Origin of the sequence: Nisaea sp., assembly GCF_017640745.1 — a bacterium.
Classification (GTDB): Bacteria; Pseudomonadota; Alphaproteobacteria; order Thalassobaculales; family Thalassobaculaceae; genus Nisaea.
The window spans coordinates 1-15885 of the sequence record NZ_JAEPQA010000051.1 but is presented as its reverse complement, the minus strand read 5'-3'; the positions used below and the strand labels follow the sequence as shown (position 1 = coordinate 15885).

The following is a 15885-nucleotide window of genomic DNA, read 5'->3' as shown; positions in this document are numbered from 1 at the left end:
CGTCACACGCCGTTCTTCTCGAACTACCGTCCGCAGTTCTACTTCCGCACGACGGACGTGACCGGGACGGTTGAGCTTCCGGAAGGCACCGAGATGGTGATGCCGGGCGACAACATCGCGATGACGGTTCAGCTGATCGCGCCGATCGCCATGGATGAAGGCCTGCGCTTCGCGATCCGCGAAGGCGGCCGCACCGTCGGCGCCGGCGTCGTCGCCAAAATCGTCGAGTAACAGGCTGCCGCCCCGGTCCTTCATCGGGAGGGCTGGGGCGGCCGCTTGCAGCGCGGCATAGGAGTGTAGCTCAATTGGTAGAGCACCGGTCTCCAAAACCGGGGGTTGCGGGTTCGATCCCTGCCACTCCTGCCACGCTTCTTCTTCTGCACAGTTGATTTCATTCTGCCGGGGCGCTATACAGCCCGGCTGACAGAAACGGATCACGATGGCAAAGGTTTCTCCGGCGCAATTCGTCCGTCAGGTTCGCCAGGAAGTTTCCAAGGTAACCTGGGCGAGTCGCAAGGAAACAGGCGTGGGCACCATGATGGTCTTCATCATGGTAACGCTCGCGTCTATCTTCTTTTTCCTTGTGGATGGCGCGCTGTCGTGGGGTGTGAAGTTTATTCTGGGATTGGGAGCCTGAGCCTGTGGCGGCACGTTGGTACGTCCTCCATGTCTATTCCGGCTTCGAGAAGAAGGTCGCACAGGCCATTCGCGAGCAAGCCGCTGCGCATGAGATGGAAGACCTGATCGAAGAGGTCCTGGTTCCGACCGAGGAAGTCGTGGAGATGCGACGCGGCGCGAAAGTGAACGCAGAGCGCAAGTTCTTCCCCGGCTACATCCTGGTCAAGATGGTGATGACCGACCAGAGCTGGCACCTGGTGCAGGACCAGCCGAAGGTGACCGGTTTCCTCGGCAGCAAGGGCAAGCCCCAGCCGATTTCGAAATCGGAAGCCGAGCGGATCATCAAGCAGGTCGCCGAGGGCGTCGAGCGGCCGAAGCCGTCCGTCATCTTCGAGATCGGCGAGCAGGTCAGGGTTTCCGACGGGCCGTTCGCGTCCTTCAACGGCTATGTTGAAGACGTGGACGAGGAAAAGTCCCGTCTCAAGGTTGCGGTGTCGATTTTTGGACGGTCGACGCCGGTCGAGCTGGAATACACCCAGGTCGAGAAGATCTGACGTCCTATAGATGACCGCGTGGGAGGTCTTCCAGAAAGCCTTGGAAGCCCGCACCACCCGGCACAGTGAGAGGTACTTATTATGGCTAAGAAGATCGCTGGCTATATCAAGCTGGAGATCAAGGCCGGTGAAGCGAACCCGTCTCCGCCGGTCGGTCCGGCGCTGGGTCAGCGCGGCCTGAACATCATGGAATTCTGCAAGGCGTTCAACGCCGCGACCGGCAACCTTGAAAAGGGCATGCCGATCCCGGTCGTCATCACCGCCTATCAGGACCGCACCTTCAGCTTCGTCACGAAGACTCCGCCGGCCAGCTTCTTCATCAAGAAGGCCGCGAAGCTTCCGAAGGGCGCGAGCAACCCGAGCAAGGAAATCGTCGGCAAGATCACCATGGACCAGGTCCGTGAGATCGCCGAAGCGAAGATGCCGGATCTGAACGCCGTCGATCTCGAAGGCGCGTGCCAAATGATCCGCGGTTCCGCCCGTTCCATGGGCGTCGAGGTTGTGGAGTAAGACGATGGCGAAGCAGGGCAAGCGTCTCAAGGGCGCCTATGAAAACGTCGATCGGCTGAAGCTGCATGGCCTCGCCGAAGCGGTGAAACTGGTGAAGAGCGGCGCCAAGGCGAAGTTCGACGAGACCGTCGAGATCTCGATGAACCTCGGTGTCGACCCGCGTCATGCCGACCAGATGGTGCGCGGCGTCGTCGCGCTGCCGCACGGTACCGGCAAATCGGTGCGCGTCGCGGTTTTTGCCAAGGATGCGAAGGCTGACGAAGCCCGCGCCGCCGGCGCCGAGATCGTCGGTGCGGATGACCTGATGAAGGAAATCCAGGACGGCCGGATGGACTTCGACCGCGTCATCGCGACCCCGGACATGATGGCCCTCGTCGGCCGCCTCGGTAAGGTGCTGGGCCCGCGCGGCCTGATGCCGAACCCGAAGCTCGGCACCGTGACCGCCGATGTCGGTGCTGCCGTGACCGCCGCCAAGGCAGGTCAGGTGGAGTTCCGCGTCGAGCGCGCCGGCATCGTGCATGCCGGTATCGGCAAGGCGAGCTTCTCCGAGGACCAGCTTCTCGAGAACGCGACCGCGTTCGTCGATGCGATCAACCGCGCGAAGCCGACGGGCGCCAAGGGCACTTACGTCAAGCGCGTCGCTCTCAGCTCCACCATGGGGCCGGGCGTGAAAGTGGATACGGCGGCTCTCGGTTCTGCCTGAGCCTGTCGTTGAAGTTCCGGCCTTTCGGGGCCGGGAAATGGAGCCGGACCTTCGGGACCGGCTCCGACCTGTCCAAGACTACGGGTGCCAAAGGGGTCTCGGCCGCGGCGGCTTAATTTCCCGTATAGACGGGGGTGATAACGGATTTCGATTCCGGCTCCGGCCGGAGATGTCTGACGTTTGAGCTTCTGGGACAGGCGAACCGGGCCGACGGGCATGGTGTTCGTCGGTTCATGTGCAAAGGCGGCTTCGGCATGGTGCCGAGGCCCGCAGATGCGGAGATGATCAGTGAACCGTACTGAAAAAGCGGCTCTGGTCGAGACCCTGAACAAGACCTTTTCGGAGGCCGCGGTTGTCGTGGTCACCCATCAGGTCGGGCTGACGGTCGATGAGGTCAATGACCTCCGCGGCAAGATGCGTGCAGCAGGTGCCCGATACAAAGTCACGAAAAATCGGATCGCTCGTCTCGCTCTGAAAGGCACGGAGTACGAAAACCTTGACGCGTCCTTCACGGGTCCGACGGCGATTGCTACGTCGTCCGATCCGGTTGCGGCCGCCAAGGTTGCCGTCGAGTTCGCCAATGGAAACGAGAAACTGACGATTGTCGGTGGCGCTATGGGAACGAAAGTTCTCGACGTCAACGCCGTCAAGGCTCTCGCGAAGTTGCCGTCCCTCGACGAACTGCGTGCAAAGCTGCTTGGCATGATCCAGACCCCGGCGACGCGTATCGCCGGTGTCCTGCAGGCACCTGGTGGACAGGTTGCCCGCGTGATCAGCGCCTACAGCAGCAAAGAGGGGTGAGTGGTCGATCCACTCCGTTTAACGAAGCTCAAGTCTGGAGTATTTGAAAATGGCTGATCTTGAGAAGCTTGTTGATGAGCTCTCTTCCCTGACGGTCCTCGAAGCGGCCGAACTGTCGAAGATGCTCGAAGAGAAGTGGGGCGTTTCCGCCGCCGCTCCGGTTGCTGTTGCTGCTGCTGCTGGCGGTGACGCCGGTGGTGCGGCTGCCGCCGAAGAAAAGGACTCCTTCGACGTCATCCTGGCTTCTGCCGGTGACAAGAAGATCAACGTGATCAAGGAAGTTCGCGCGATCACCGGTCTCGGTCTGAAGGAAGCCAAGGACCTCGTCGAAGGTGCGCCGAAGCCTGTGAAGGAAGGCGCTTCCAAGGACGAAGCCGCGGAACTCAAGAAGAAGCTCGAAGAAGCAGGTGCTACCGTCGAGCTGAAGTAACGCCTTGGCGTTACTTGGAAATACGGGTGGGGTACGCGCGTGCCGGACGGTGCGCGCGTTGCCCTGCCCTTTTCCCGTTCTTACCGTTGGCGCAGGGGCGCCCCAGCGGTAAGGCCGGGAGGCCGGGTCTCCCGGTTGGCTGAACAGGCGGCTCTCGCGACGGGCGCGGGAGCCATGGAGCGGACGGATACCCGTCCCGACCGCTCCAGATAGATCAAAGGTGGGCGAGGTTTGACCATGGCGATTTCCTCCGTTGGTTCCTTCACCAGTCGCAAGCGTGTGCGCAAGGATTTCGGACGCATTTCCGAAGTATCCCCGATGCCGAACCTGATCGAGGTGCAGAAAAGCTCCTACGATCTGTTCCTGCAGAAGGACGTCGCGCCGGAGAACCGCGAGGTACTCGGGCTGCAGGAAGTGTTCAAGTCCGTCTTCCCGATCAAGGACTTCTCCGAGCGCGCCATGCTCGAGTTCGTCAGCTACGAGCTTGAGACGCCGAAGTACGACGTCGAGGAATGCCAGCAGCGGGGCATCACCTTTGCCGCGCCGCTGAAGGTCACGCTGCGTCTCGTCGTCTGGGACGTCGAGGAAGAGACCGGTTCCCGCTCCATCCGCGACATCAAGGAGCAGGACGTCTACATGGGCGACATGCCGCTGATGACGAAGAACGGTACCTTCGTCATCAACGGGACAGAACGGGTCATTGTCTCCCAGATGCACCGCTCGCCGGGCGTCTTCTTCGATCACGACAAGGGCAAGACCCACTCGTCGGGCAAATATCTCTTCGCCGCCCGGGTGATCCCGTATCGCGGTTCCTGGCTCGATTTCGAATTCGACGCCAAGGACATCCTCTATGTGCGCATCGACCGCCGCCGCAAGCTGCCCGCGACCACGCTGCTGCTGGCCCTGATGAGCGACGAGTCCGAGGCTTATCTGAAGAAGTGCCACGAGACCGGTGAAGAACCGAACCGCGCCATGGTGACCGGTCTCTCCGCCGAGGACATCCTCAGCTACTTCTACGAGAGCGTCACCTATCAGAAGAACGGCGAAGGCTGGAAGACCGAGTTCAACGGCGACCGCCTGCGCGGCCAGAAGCTGTCCCGCGATCTGGTCGATGCCGCGTCCGGCGAAGTCGTCGCCAAGCTCGGTGACAAGATGACGCCGCGCCTCTCGCGCAAACTGATCGAAGGCGGCCTCAAGGAGGTCTATGTTCCGAGCGAGGACCTGCTCGGTCAGTTCATCGCCATCGACATCGTCAATCCGGAAACCGGCGAAGTGCTGGTTGAGGCCGGCGACGAGATCACCGAAGAACTGCTGCAGATGATCGTCGACACCGGCGTCGAGGATCTGCCGGTCCTGGCGATCGACTACGTCACGGTCGGCGCCTATCTGCGCAACACCCTCGCGCTCGACAAGAACACCACCCGAGAGGAAGCGCTGGTCGACATCTACCGGGTCATGCGCCCGGGCGAGCCGCCGACCCTCGAGACCGCCGAAAGCCTTTTCGACGGCCTGTTCTTCGACAGCGAGCGCTACGATCTCTCCGCGGTCGGCCGGGTGAAGATGAACGCCCGTCTGGACCAGGAAACCGACGATCAGCTCCGCGTGCTGCGCAAGGAAGACATCCTGGCGATCCTGAAGATCCTGGTCGACCTGAAGGACGGCAAGGGCGAGATCGACGACATCGACCATCTCGGCAACCGCCGTGTCCGGTCCGTCGGCGAGCTGATGGAAAACCAGTACCGTGTCGGCCTGCTCCGCATGGAGCGTGCGATCCGCGAGCGCATGAGCTCGGTCGAGATCGACACCGTGATGCCGCATGACCTGATCAATGCGAAGCCGGCTGCCGCCGCGGTGCGCGAATTCTTCGGCTCCTCGCAGCTTTCGCAGTTCATGGACCAGACCAACCCGCTCTCCGAGATCACCCACAAGCGCCGCCTTTCGGCGCTTGGCCCGGGCGGTCTGACCCGCGAGCGGGCGGGCTTCGAGGTGCGCGACGTGCACCCGACCCACTACGGCCGGATCTGCCCGATCGAGACGCCGGAAGGCCCGAACATCGGTCTGATCAACTCGCTCGCCACCTATGCCCGCGTAAACCAGTACGGCTTCATCGAAACCCCATACCGCAAGGTCGTGGACGGCAAGGTGACCGACGAGGTGCGCTACATCTCCGCGATGGAAGAGGGCCGTTACACAGTCGCCCAGGCGAACGCGCCGATCGACAAGGACAATCGCTTCGTCGAAGAGCTGGTTCCGGTGCGCCGCCAGGGCGATTTCGGTCTGGCCCGTCCGGAAGACATTCACCTGATCGACGTCTCGCCGAAGCAGCTTGTCTCCGTCGCCGCCGCGCTCATCCCGTTCCTCGAGAACGATGACGCGAACCGCGCGCTGATGGGCTCCAACATGCAGCGGCAGGCGGTGCCGCTGGTGAAGGCGGAAGCGCCCTATGTCGGTACCGGCATGGAAGCCCGCGTCGCCCGCGACAGCGGCGTGACCATCGTCGCCAAGCGGTCCGGCATCGTCGACCAGGTCGACGCGACCCGTATCGTCGTCCGCGCCACCGAGGAAACCGCTTCCACGGAAAGCAACGTCGACATCTACACGCTGCTGAAGTTCCAGCGCTCGAACCAGAACACCTGCATCAACCAGCGTCCGCTGGTGAAGGTCGGTGACCGGGTCGTCGCCGGCGACATCATGGCGGACGGCCCGTCCACGGATCTCGGCGAGCTTGCGCTCGGCCGGAACGTGCTCGTCGCCTTCATGCCTTGGAACGGCTACAACTTCGAGGACTCGATCCTGATCTCCGAACGCATCGTCCGCGACGACGTGTTCACCTCGATCCATATCGAGGAATTCGAGATCATGGCCCGCGACACCAAGCTGGGTCAGGAAGAAATCACCCGCGACATTCCGAACGTCGGTGAAGAAGCCCTCAAGAACCTCGACGAAGCCGGCATGGTCTATATCGGCGCCGAGGTGAACCCGGGCGACATTCTGGTCGGCAAGGTGACGCCGAAGGGCGAGAGCCCGATGACGCCGGAAGAAAAGCTTCTGCGCGCGATCTTCGGCGAGAAGGCGTCCGACGTCCGCGACACCTCCCTGAAGGTGCCGCCGGGGGTCACCGGTACGGTCGTCGAGGTGCGGGTCTTCTCGCGCCGCGGCGTCGACAAGGACGAGCGTGCGCTCGCCATCGAACGCGCCGAGATCGAACGTCTGGCGAAGGACCGCGACGACGAACGGGCGATCCTCGAGCGTGGCTTCTTCGCCCGCCTGAAGGAACAGCTGCTCGGCCAGAAGGCGGTTTCCGGTCCGAAGGGCTTCAAGGGCGGCGTCGAGATCACCGAAGCGGTGCTCGGCGAATACACCCAGGGCCAGTGGCGCCAGTTCGCGGTCGAAGACGAAGCGCGGATGGAATATCTGGAAGGCATGAAGAGCGAATTCGACAAGAGCGTCGAAGAGCTCCAGGCCCGCTTCGACAATAAGGTCGACAAGCTGCAGCGCGGTGACGAACTGCCGCCGGGCGTCATGAAGATGGTCAAGGTCTTCGTCGCGGTGAAGCGCAAGCTGCAGCCGGGCGACAAGATGGCCGGCCGCCACGGCAACAAGGGCGTGATCTCCAAGATCAACCCGTCGGAAGACATGCCGTATCTGGAAGACGGGACCCCGGTCGACATCGTGCTGAACCCGCTCGGCGTGCCGAGCCGCATGAACGTCGGTCAGATCCTCGAAACCCACCTCGGCTGGGCCTCCCACGGTCTCGGTCTGCAGATCAACCAGCTGCTCTCCGAGATCAACCGGACCGCAAAGACGGGCGACTTCAGGAAGCTCTTCGAAAAGGTCTATGGCGAGGAACAGTACAAGGCGGAGATCGCGCCGCTCAGCGACGAAGAGGTCCTTGAGCTGGCCGGCAACCTCAGCCGCGGCGTTCCGATGGGCACCCCGGTGTTCGACGGCGCCCGCGAGGAAGACATCGTCGACATGCTGAAGCTGTCGGGTCTCGACTCGACCGGTCAGGTCACCCTGATCGACGGCCGGACCGGCGAGGTCTTCGACCGCAAGGTGACCGTCGGCTACATCTACATGCTGAAGCTGCATCACCTGGTGGACGACAAGATCCACGCCCGTTCGATCGGCCCGTACAGCCTCGTCACCCAGCAGCCGCTGGGCGGCAAGGCGCAGTTCGGCGGTCAGCGTTTCGGGGAAATGGAGGTCTGGGCCCTCGAAGCCTATGGCTCCGCCTATACCCTGCAGGAAATGCTGACGGTGAAGTCGGACGACGTGTCCGGCCGGACCAAGGTGTACGAAGCGATCGTGCGCGGCGACGACAATTTCGAGGCCGGTATTCCGGAATCCTTCAACGTTCTCGTGAAGGAACTCCGCTCCCTCGGCCTCAATGTCGAGCTCGAGCAGGAGCAGCTGTAAGACTTTCCGGGCGGATCCCGCGGGATCCCGCCCGGTTCTCTATCCCTCCGGGAGCGGACTTGCCGCGACCGGGCGCGTCGCTCAGACTTAGCAATAAGTCGGCGCATAACGTCCCAGTGACGTAAGGAGATGCTTGATGAACGAGTTGATGAACGTCTTTGGTCAGCCGTCCGGCCCGCAGAGCTTCGATCACATCCGGATCGCGATCGCGAGCCCGGAGCGGATCCGCTCCTGGTCCTTCGGCGAGATCAAGAAGCCCGAAACCATCAACTACCGGACCTTCAAGCCGGAGCGCGACGGTCTGTTCTGCGCCCGGATCTTCGGTCCGATCAAGGACTACGAGTGCCTGTGCGGCAAGTACAAGCGCATGAAGTATCGCGGGATCATCTGCGAGAAGTGCGGCGTCGAGGTCACCCTCTCGAAGGTCCGCCGCGAGCGGATGGGCCATATCGAGCTGGCCTCGCCGGTCGCGCACATCTGGTTCCTGAAGTCGCTGCCGAGCCGCATCGGCCTGCTGCTCGACATGACCTTGAAGGATCTCGAGCGGATCCTGTATTTCGAGAGCTTCGTCGTCACCGAGCCGGGCCTGACCCCGTTCAAGTACCGCCAGCTTCTGGGTGAGGAAGAGTATTTCGACGCCCAGGACGAGTACGGCGAGGACAGCTTCAAGGCCATGATCGGCGCCGAGGCGCTGAAGGAGATGATGTCCGGCCTCGATCTCGACGAGGAAAAGGAAAACATCCGCGAGGAGCTCCGGACCACCGGTTCGGAAGCCAAGCGCAAGAAGCTGGTCAAGCGCCTGAAGCTGATCGAGGCCTTCGAGGAATCCGGCTGCCGTCCGGAATGGATGATCCTCGACGTGATCCCGGTCATCCCGCCGGAGCTGCGCCCGCTGGTGCCGCTGGATGGCGGCCGTTTCGCGACCTCCGACCTGAACGATCTCTATCGCCGGGTGATCAACCGGAACAACCGCCTGAAGCGGCTGATCGAGCTGCGTGCGCCGGACATCATCGTGCGCAACGAAAAGCGCATGCTGCAGGAAGCCGTCGACGCCCTGTTCGACAACGGCCGCCGCGGCCGCGTCATCACCGGCGCCAACAAGCGTCCGCTGAAGTCGCTGTCCGACATGCTGAAAGGCAAGCAGGGCCGCTTCCGTCAGAACCTGCTCGGCAAGCGCGTCGACTATTCCGGCCGTTCGGTCATCGTCGTCGGCCCGAGCCTGATGCTGCATCAGTGCGGCCTGCCGAAGAAGATGGCGCTCGAGCTGTTCAAGCCGTTCATCTATTCGAAGCTTGAGCTCTATGGCCTCGCCAGCACCATCAAGGCGGCCAAGCGCATGGTGGAGAAAGAGCGTCCGGAAGTCTGGGACATCCTCGAAGAGGTGATTCGCGAGCATCCGGTGCTGCTGAACCGTGCGCCGACCCTGCACCGTCTCGGCATCCAGGCCTTCGAGCCGGTGCTGATCGAGGGCAAGGCGATCCAGCTGCACCCGCTGGTCTGTACCGCGTTCAACGCCGACTTCGACGGCGACCAGATGGCGGTCCACGTGCCGCTCTCGCTGGAAGCCCAGCTCGAAGCCCGCGTGCTGATGATGTCCACCAACAACATCCTCAGCCCCGCGAACGGCAAGCCGATCATCGTGCCGTCGCAGGACATCATTCTCGGCCTCTACTACATGACCCTCGAGCGTGAGGGCATGCCGGGCGAGGGCATGGCCTTTGCCGACATGGGCGAGATCGAGCACGCGCTGAACAGCGGCGCGGTGACGCTGCACACGAAGATCCAGGCCCGTGTCCAGACCTTCGACGAAAGCGGCGAAGAGGTGACCAAGCGCGTGGAGACCACGCCGGGCCGCCTGAAGATCGCGCAGCTGCTGCCGAAGAATCCGAACCTGCCCTATTCGATCATCAATAAGCTGATGACGAAGAAGGAAGTCCAGAACGTCATCGACATGGTCTATCGCCACTGCGGCCAGAAGGACACGGTGATCTTTGCCGACCGTCTGATGAGCCTCGGTTTCGGCCATGCCTGCCGCGCCGGCATCTCCTTCGGCAAGGACGACCTGATCATTCCGGACGCCAAGCAGGAACTGGTCGAGGAAGCCCAGAACGAGGTGAAGGAGTTCGAGCAGCAGTATCTCGACGGCCTCATCACCCAGGGCGAGAAATACAACAAGGTGATCGACGTCTGGTCGCGCTGCACCGACACCGTCGCCGAGCGCATGATGGAGCACATGTCCAACATGGAGCCGGGCCAGCCCGTCAACTCCGTCTGGATGATGGCCCATTCCGGCGCCCGCGGTTCCGCGACGCAGATCAAGCAGCTCGCCGGCATGCGCGGCCTGATGGCCAAGCCGTCCGGTGAGATCATCGAGACGCCGATCATTTCGAACTTCAAGGAAGGTCTTACCGTTCTTGAATACTTCAACTCGACCCACGGCGCCCGTAAGGGTCTCGCCGACACGGCGCTGAAGACCGCGAACTCCGGTTATCTGACGCGCCGCCTCGTCGATGTTGCCCAGGACTGCATCATCACCGAAGAGGATTGCGGCACCGACCGCGGCATCTCGGTGAAGGCGGTCGTCGAGGGCGGCGAAGTGATCGAGCCGCTGAGCGAACGTATCCTCGGCCGCACCACGGCTGACGATCTGGTCGCGCCGCTGTCCGGCGAAACCCTCGCCAAGGCCGGCACGATCATCGACGAGCCGCTGGTCGATGCGATCGAGCGGGCCGGTATCGACGAAGTGCGCCTGCGCTCGGTCCTGACCTGCGAAAGCAAGGTCGGCGTCTGTGCCAGCTGCTACGGCCGCGACCTCGCGCGCGGTACCCGCGTCAATATCGGTGAGGCGGTCGGCGTGATCGCCGCCCAGTCCATCGGCGAGCCGGGCACCCAGCTGACCATGCGGACCTTCCACATCGGCGGCGCCGCCCAGCGTGGTGCCGAGCAGTCCAGCATCGAGACGTCCTTCGACGCCAAGGTGAAGGTGCTGAACCGGAACGTGGTGAAGAACTCCGACGGCGTTCTGATCGTCATGAGCCGGAACACCGAGGTGGTGCTGGCCGACGAGCAGGGCCGCGAGCGTGCCCGTCACCGTATCCCGTACGGCTCCCGCCTGTTCGTCGACGACGATCAGCAGGTCAAGCCGGGCGACAAGCTGGCGGACTGGGATCCGTATACCATTCCGATCATCACCGAGAAGGAAGGTACCGCGCACTATGTCGACCTCGTCGACGGCGTCTCCATGAAGGAGGTCACCGACGAAGCGACCGGTATCGCCTCCCGCGTGGTCATCGACTGGAAGCAGCAGGCCCGTGGCGGCGATCTGCGTCCGCGCATCACCCTGCGTGACGATGCGGGCGAGGTCATCGAGCTCGCGAACGGTCTCGAAGCCCGTTACTTCATGTCGGTGGACGCGATCCTCTCGGTCGACAACGGCGCGAAGGTCCGGGCCGGCGACGTGCTCGCCCGTATTCCGCGGGAATCCTCCAAGACCCGCGACATCACCGGCGGTCTGCCGCGCGTCGCGGAACTCTTCGAAGCCCGCAAGCCGAAGGATTACGCGATCATCAGCGAAAGCGAAGGCCGCGTCGAATTCGGCAAGGACTACAAGACCAAGCGCCGGATCATGGTGGTCCCGCAGGACGAGGAAAAGGAAACGGTCGAATACCTGATCCCGAAGGGCAAGCACCTCGCGGTTCAGGAAGGCGACTATGTCCAGGTCGGCGATCTGCTTATGGACGGCAACCCGGTGCCGCACGACATCCTCAACGTTCTCGGGGTTCCGGCGCTCGCCGAATATCTCATCAACGAGATCCAGGACGTCTATCGACTGCAGGGCGTGAAGATCAACGACAAGCATATTGAAGTGATCGTTCGCCAGATGCTGCAGAAGGTCGAAATCTCCGATGCCGGCGACACCACGCTGCTGGTTGGCGAGATCGTCGATCGTGACGAGTTCGAGGAAGCGAACGAAAAGGCGCTTGCCGAGGATCTGCGCCCGGCGAAGGCGATCCCGATCCTGCAGGGCATCACCAAGGCCTCGCTGCAGACGCGTTCCTTCATCTCGGCCGCGTCCTTCCAGGAAACCACCCGCGTCCTCACCGAGGCGGCGGTTTCCGGCAAGAAGGACCAGCTCGAAGGCCTGAAGGAAAACGTCATCGTCGGCCGCCTGATCCCGGCCGGTACCGGCAGCGTGATGAACCGCCTGAAGCGCCTTGCCGCCGATCGCGACCGCGCGCTGGCCCCGGCTCAGGAAGAAGCGCCGGCGCTCGCCGAGGAAGGCGAACAGGTCCCGGCCGCCGAATAAGGCGAGTCGAAAGACACATCGTTCGAGTCGAACGAAAAGCGGCGTCCGGATGCGAGTCCGGGCGCCGTTTCTCTTTCCCGCCGGAAGCGGCCGGAAGAGGGGAGTCACAAAATTGCGCCAAAGGGGCGCTTCCGGTTCGAAAAACATTTCCCGGACCGCTGATTTAGTAGCTGCGCGCCCTGCATTGCACAGATAGGCGCTATGCGGAAAAAAGCCGAAAACTGTTCTTGACCCACAGGGGGCAGATAAATAGTATCCGCCAGCCTTTGCAGGGCTGGTGGTGACACCGTTGTCGGAAACGGCGCGACAGGTCAGACGCAGCCTCGGCGAAATGCTGGAACTTAAATAGGTTCGCATGCGAACCCCGAAGCAGAGACGACGGTAGGCCGCTAGGGCAGGGCCCTGGGGCTGATCGTTGTTTGCGCAATGTGTTTTGTAGTCGAGAGGGATCGACTGAATGCCGACGATCAACCAGCTGATTCGGCAGGGCCGTAAGGCGCCTGTCGTTCGCAATAAAGTGCCCGCGCTGGAAGCCTGCCCGCAAAAGCGTGGCGTGTGCACGCGCGTGTACACCACGACGCCGAAAAAGCCGAACTCCGCGTTGCGTAAAGTCGCGCGTGTTCGTCTGACCAACGGCTTCGAAGTGACGAGCTACATTCCGGGTGAAGGCCACAACCTTCAGGAACACTCCGTCGTGATGATCCGCGGCGGCCGTGTGAAGGACCTTCCGGGCGTTCGTTATCACATTATCCGCGGCACGCTGGACACCCAGGGTGTCAAGGACCGCCGTCAGCGCCGTTCGAAGTACGGCGCGAAGCGTCCGAAGTAAGGAGAGACTTGGATGTCCCGACGCCATCGCGCAGAGAAACGTGAAGTTCTGCCCGACGCCAAATTCGGCGACGAGGTCGTTTCGAAGTTCATGAGCTGCCTCATGTATGACGGCAAGCGCTCGGTTGCCGAAAGCATCGTCTACGGTGCCTTCGACAAGATCGAGGCGCGCACCGGCCAGCAGCCGGTCGCCGTGTTCCACGAGGCGCTCGCCAACGTGAAGCCGCATGTGGAAGTGCGCTCCCGCCGTGTCGGTGGTGCGACCTACCAGGTGCCGGTCGAGGTTCGCTCCGACCGTGCGCAGGCGCTGGCCATCCGCTGGACCATCGATGCGGCGCGCAAGCGCTCCGAAAACACGATGGTGGACCGTCTCTCCGGCGAGCTGATGGACGCGGTCAACAATCGTGGCGCTGCTGTGAAGAAGCGTGAAGACACGCACCGCATGGCCGACGCCAACAAAGCTTTCTCGCACTACCGCTGGTAACCCAGGGATTTTGGACGGACGCCATGGCTAGGACTCATCCGCTCGAGCGCTATCGCAATATCGGCATCATGGCTCACATCGATGCCGGTAAGACCACGACCACGGAACGCGTGCTGTACTACACCGGCCGGTCTTACAAGATCGGTGAGGTGCATGACGGCGCCGCGACCATGGACTGGATGGAGCAGGAGCAGGAGCGGGGGATCACCATCACCTCGGCCGCGACGACCTGTTTCTGGCAGGATCACCGGATCAACATCATCGACACCCCGGGCCACGTCGACTTCACCATTGAGGTGGAGCGTTCCCTCCGTGTGCTCGACGGTGCCGTTGCCGTGTTCGACTCCGTCGCCGGTGTCGAGCCGCAGTCCGAGACCGTCTGGCGTCAGGCCGACAAGTACCGCGTCCCGCGGATCTGCTTCGTCAACAAGATGGACCGCATCGGTGCGGACTTCTATCGCTGCGTTGACATGATCGTCGATCGCCTGGGTGCGAACCCGCTGGTCATGCAGATGCCGCTCGGTGCCGAGTCCGACTTCGCGGGTGTCGTCGACATTCTGCAGATGAAGGCGATCCGCTGGCTCGACGAATCCCTCGGCGCCAAGTTCGAGATCGTCGACATTCCGGACAACCTTAAGGACAAGGCCGAGGAGTATCGCTCCACGCTCGTCGAGACCGCCGTCGAAATGGACGACGACGCGATGGAAGCCTATCTCGAAGGTAACGAGCCGAGCATCGAAGTTCTCAAGGCCTGCATCCGCAAGGGCACCGTCAAGGGCAAGTTCGTTCCGGTCCTCTGCGGCTCCGCCTTCAAGAACAAGGGCGTCCAGCCGCTTCTCGATGCGGTTGTCGACTTCCTGCCGAGCCCGCTCGACGTTGGCGCGGTCAACGGCGTCGCCATGGACGGCGAGACCCCGATCAAGCGCAACCCGGACGACACCGAGCCGTTCTCCGCGCTGGCGTTCAAGATCATGAACGACCCGTTCGTCGGCTCCCTGACCTTCGTGCGCGTCTATTCCGGCGTTCTCGAGACCGGCAGCTCGGTCATGAACACCGTTAAGGACAACCGCGAGCGCGTCGGCCGCATGCTGCTGATGCATTCCAACAGCCGCGAAGACATCAAGGAAGCGCGCGCCGGTGACATCGTCGCCATCGCGGGCCTGAAGAACACCACGACCGGTGACACCCTGACCGACCCGACCAAGCAGGTCATCCTGGAGCGTATGGAGTTCCCGGATCCGGTCATCGAGGTTGCCGTCGAGCCGAAGACCAAGGGCGACCAGGAAAAGATGTCCAACGCCCTGCAGCGCCTCGCGGCCGAAGATCCGTCCTTCCGGGTCTCCGTCGACCACGAGAGCGGCCAGACCGTGATCAAGGGCATGGGCGAACTCCATCTCGAGATCCTGGTCGACCGCATGAAGCGCGAATTCAAGGTCGACGCGAATGTCGGCGCCCCGCAGGTCGCCTATCGCGAAACGATCACGAAGACCGCCGAGATCGACTATACCCACAAGAAGCAGACCGGCGGTTCCGGTCAGTTCGCCCGGGTGAAGCTGGTGTTCGGTCCGTCCGAGGTCGGCGAAGGCTTTGTGTTCGAGAACAAGATCGTCGGCGGCGCGATCCCGAAGGAATACATCCCGGGCGTCCAGAAAGGTCTGGAAAGCTCGAAGGATACCGGCGTGCTCGCCGGATTCCCGGTGATCGACTTCAAGGTCGAGCTGATCGACGGCGCCTTCCACGATGTCGACTCCAGCGTGCTGGCGTTCGAAATCGCGTCGCGTGCGGCCTTCAAGGAAGGCATGCAGAAGGCGGGTCCGAAGCTCCTCGAGCCGATCATGAAGGTCGAGGTCGTGACCCCGGAAGATTACATGGGCGACATCATCGGCGACCTGAACAGCCGCCGTGGCCAGGTGGGTGGCATGGATCAGCGCGGCAATGCCCGCGTCATTGAAGCCATGGTGCCGCTGGCCAACATGTTCGGCTATGTGAATACCCTGCGCTCCATGAGCCAGGGACGTGCACAGTACACCATGCAGTTCGACCACTATGAGCAGGTGCCCCAGGCGGTTGCGGACGAAGTCCGCGCGAACCTGGCCTGATGCTCCGCTAGTGTCGGTAACGAAAACGAAGAACCAAAGGTACGGAGCCTAGAACCATGGCGAAGGAAAAGTTTCAGCGGAATAAGCCGCACTGCAACATTGGGACGATCGGCCACGTCGACCACGGTAAGAC

11 protein-coding genes, 1 tRNA gene and 1 pseudogene are annotated in these 15885 nt (G+C 62.5%); all 13 read left to right on the top strand.

Annotated features, from left to right (window positions below):
- A pseudogene (gene tuf, locus JJ959_RS20700) lies at window positions 1-231 on the top strand (elongation factor Tu); the annotation flags it as partial.
- A 59-nt stretch (window positions 232-290) separates the two neighbouring features.
- A tRNA-Trp gene (locus JJ959_RS20695) sits at window positions 291-366 on the top strand.
- Between the two features lie 73 nt (window positions 367-439).
- Window positions 440-637: a preprotein translocase subunit SecE gene (gene secE / locus JJ959_RS20690; RefSeq protein ID WP_193174086.1), complete on the top strand. Its 198-nt coding sequence runs from the start codon at window positions 440-442 to the stop codon at window positions 635-637.
- A 4-nt stretch (window positions 638-641) separates the two neighbouring features.
- Window positions 642-1172, top strand: coding sequence for a transcription termination/antitermination protein NusG (gene nusG / locus JJ959_RS20685; RefSeq protein WP_193189056.1), 531 nt, complete (start codon window positions 642-644; stop codon window positions 1170-1172).
- Window positions 1173-1253: 81 nt separating this feature from the next.
- Window positions 1254-1682: a 50S ribosomal protein L11 gene (gene rplK, locus JJ959_RS20680; RefSeq protein ID WP_193189057.1), complete on the top strand. Its 429-nt coding sequence runs from the start codon at window positions 1254-1256 to the stop codon at window positions 1680-1682.
- 4 nt (window positions 1683-1686) lie between these two features.
- The gene (rplA, locus tag JJ959_RS20675; protein ID WP_292888217.1) at window positions 1687-2385 is read left to right on the top strand and encodes a 50S ribosomal protein L1; all 699 of its coding nucleotides are present in this window, start codon (window positions 1687-1689) and stop codon (window positions 2383-2385) included.
- 288 nt (window positions 2386-2673) lie between these two features.
- A complete protein-coding gene (rplJ, locus tag JJ959_RS20670; RefSeq protein WP_292888215.1) occupies window positions 2674-3186 on the top strand; it encodes a 50S ribosomal protein L10 in 513 nt (170 codons plus the stop codon).
- Window positions 3187-3235: 49 nt separating this feature from the next.
- On the top strand, window positions 3236-3616 hold the full coding sequence (gene rplL, locus JJ959_RS20665; protein WP_292888212.1) for a 50S ribosomal protein L7/L12: 381 nt from the start codon (window positions 3236-3238) through the stop codon (window positions 3614-3616).
- A gap of 237 nt (window positions 3617-3853) precedes the next feature.
- Window positions 3854-8035, top strand: a complete 4182-nt coding sequence (gene rpoB, locus JJ959_RS20660; protein WP_292888209.1) for a DNA-directed RNA polymerase subunit beta — start codon at window positions 3854-3856, stop codon at window positions 8033-8035.
- Between the two features lie 136 nt (window positions 8036-8171).
- A complete protein-coding gene (gene rpoC, locus JJ959_RS20655; protein ID WP_292888206.1) occupies window positions 8172-12341 on the top strand; it encodes a DNA-directed RNA polymerase subunit beta' in 4170 nt (1389 codons plus the stop codon).
- A gap of 457 nt (window positions 12342-12798) precedes the next feature.
- Window positions 12799-13170 carry a 30S ribosomal protein S12 gene (gene rpsL, locus JJ959_RS20650; protein ID WP_193189063.1) on the top strand — a complete coding sequence of 124 codons (372 nt, stop codon included), beginning with the start codon at window positions 12799-12801 and terminating at the stop codon, window positions 13168-13170.
- A 12-nt stretch (window positions 13171-13182) separates the two neighbouring features.
- Window positions 13183-13653 carry a 30S ribosomal protein S7 gene (rpsG, locus tag JJ959_RS20645; protein WP_292888201.1) on the top strand — a complete coding sequence of 157 codons (471 nt, stop codon included), beginning with the start codon at window positions 13183-13185 and terminating at the stop codon, window positions 13651-13653.
- 23 nt (window positions 13654-13676) lie between these two features.
- A complete protein-coding gene (gene fusA, locus JJ959_RS20640; protein ID WP_292888198.1) occupies window positions 13677-15752 on the top strand; it encodes an elongation factor G in 2076 nt (691 codons plus the stop codon).
- Window positions 15753-15885 lie beyond the last annotated feature (133 nt).

Excerpts from the sequence above, each read along its gene's own strand:
- secE (WP_193174086.1), top strand. The coding sequence starts at position 440 with ATGGCAAAGGTTTCTCCGGCGCAATTCGTCCGTCAGGTTCGCCAGGAA.
- rplK (WP_193189057.1), top strand. The coding sequence starts at position 1,254 with ATGGCTAAGAAGATCGCTGGCTATATCAAGCTGGAGATCAAGGCCGGT.
- rplA (WP_292888217.1), top strand. The coding sequence starts at position 1,687 with ATGGCGAAGCAGGGCAAGCGTCTCAAGGGCGCCTATGAAAACGTCGAT.
- rplL (WP_292888212.1), top strand. The coding sequence starts at position 3,236 with ATGGCTGATCTTGAGAAGCTTGTTGATGAGCTCTCTTCCCTGACGGTC.
- rpoB (WP_292888209.1), top strand. The coding sequence starts at position 3,854 with ATGGCGATTTCCTCCGTTGGTTCCTTCACCAGTCGCAAGCGTGTGCGC.
- rpoC (WP_292888206.1), top strand. The coding sequence starts at position 8,172 with ATGAACGAGTTGATGAACGTCTTTGGTCAGCCGTCCGGCCCGCAGAGC.
- rpsL (WP_193189063.1), top strand. The coding sequence starts at position 12,799 with ATGCCGACGATCAACCAGCTGATTCGGCAGGGCCGTAAGGCGCCTGTC.
- rpsG (WP_292888201.1), top strand. The coding sequence starts at position 13,183 with ATGTCCCGACGCCATCGCGCAGAGAAACGTGAAGTTCTGCCCGACGCC.
- fusA (WP_292888198.1), top strand. The coding sequence starts at position 13,677 with ATGGCTAGGACTCATCCGCTCGAGCGCTATCGCAATATCGGCATCATG.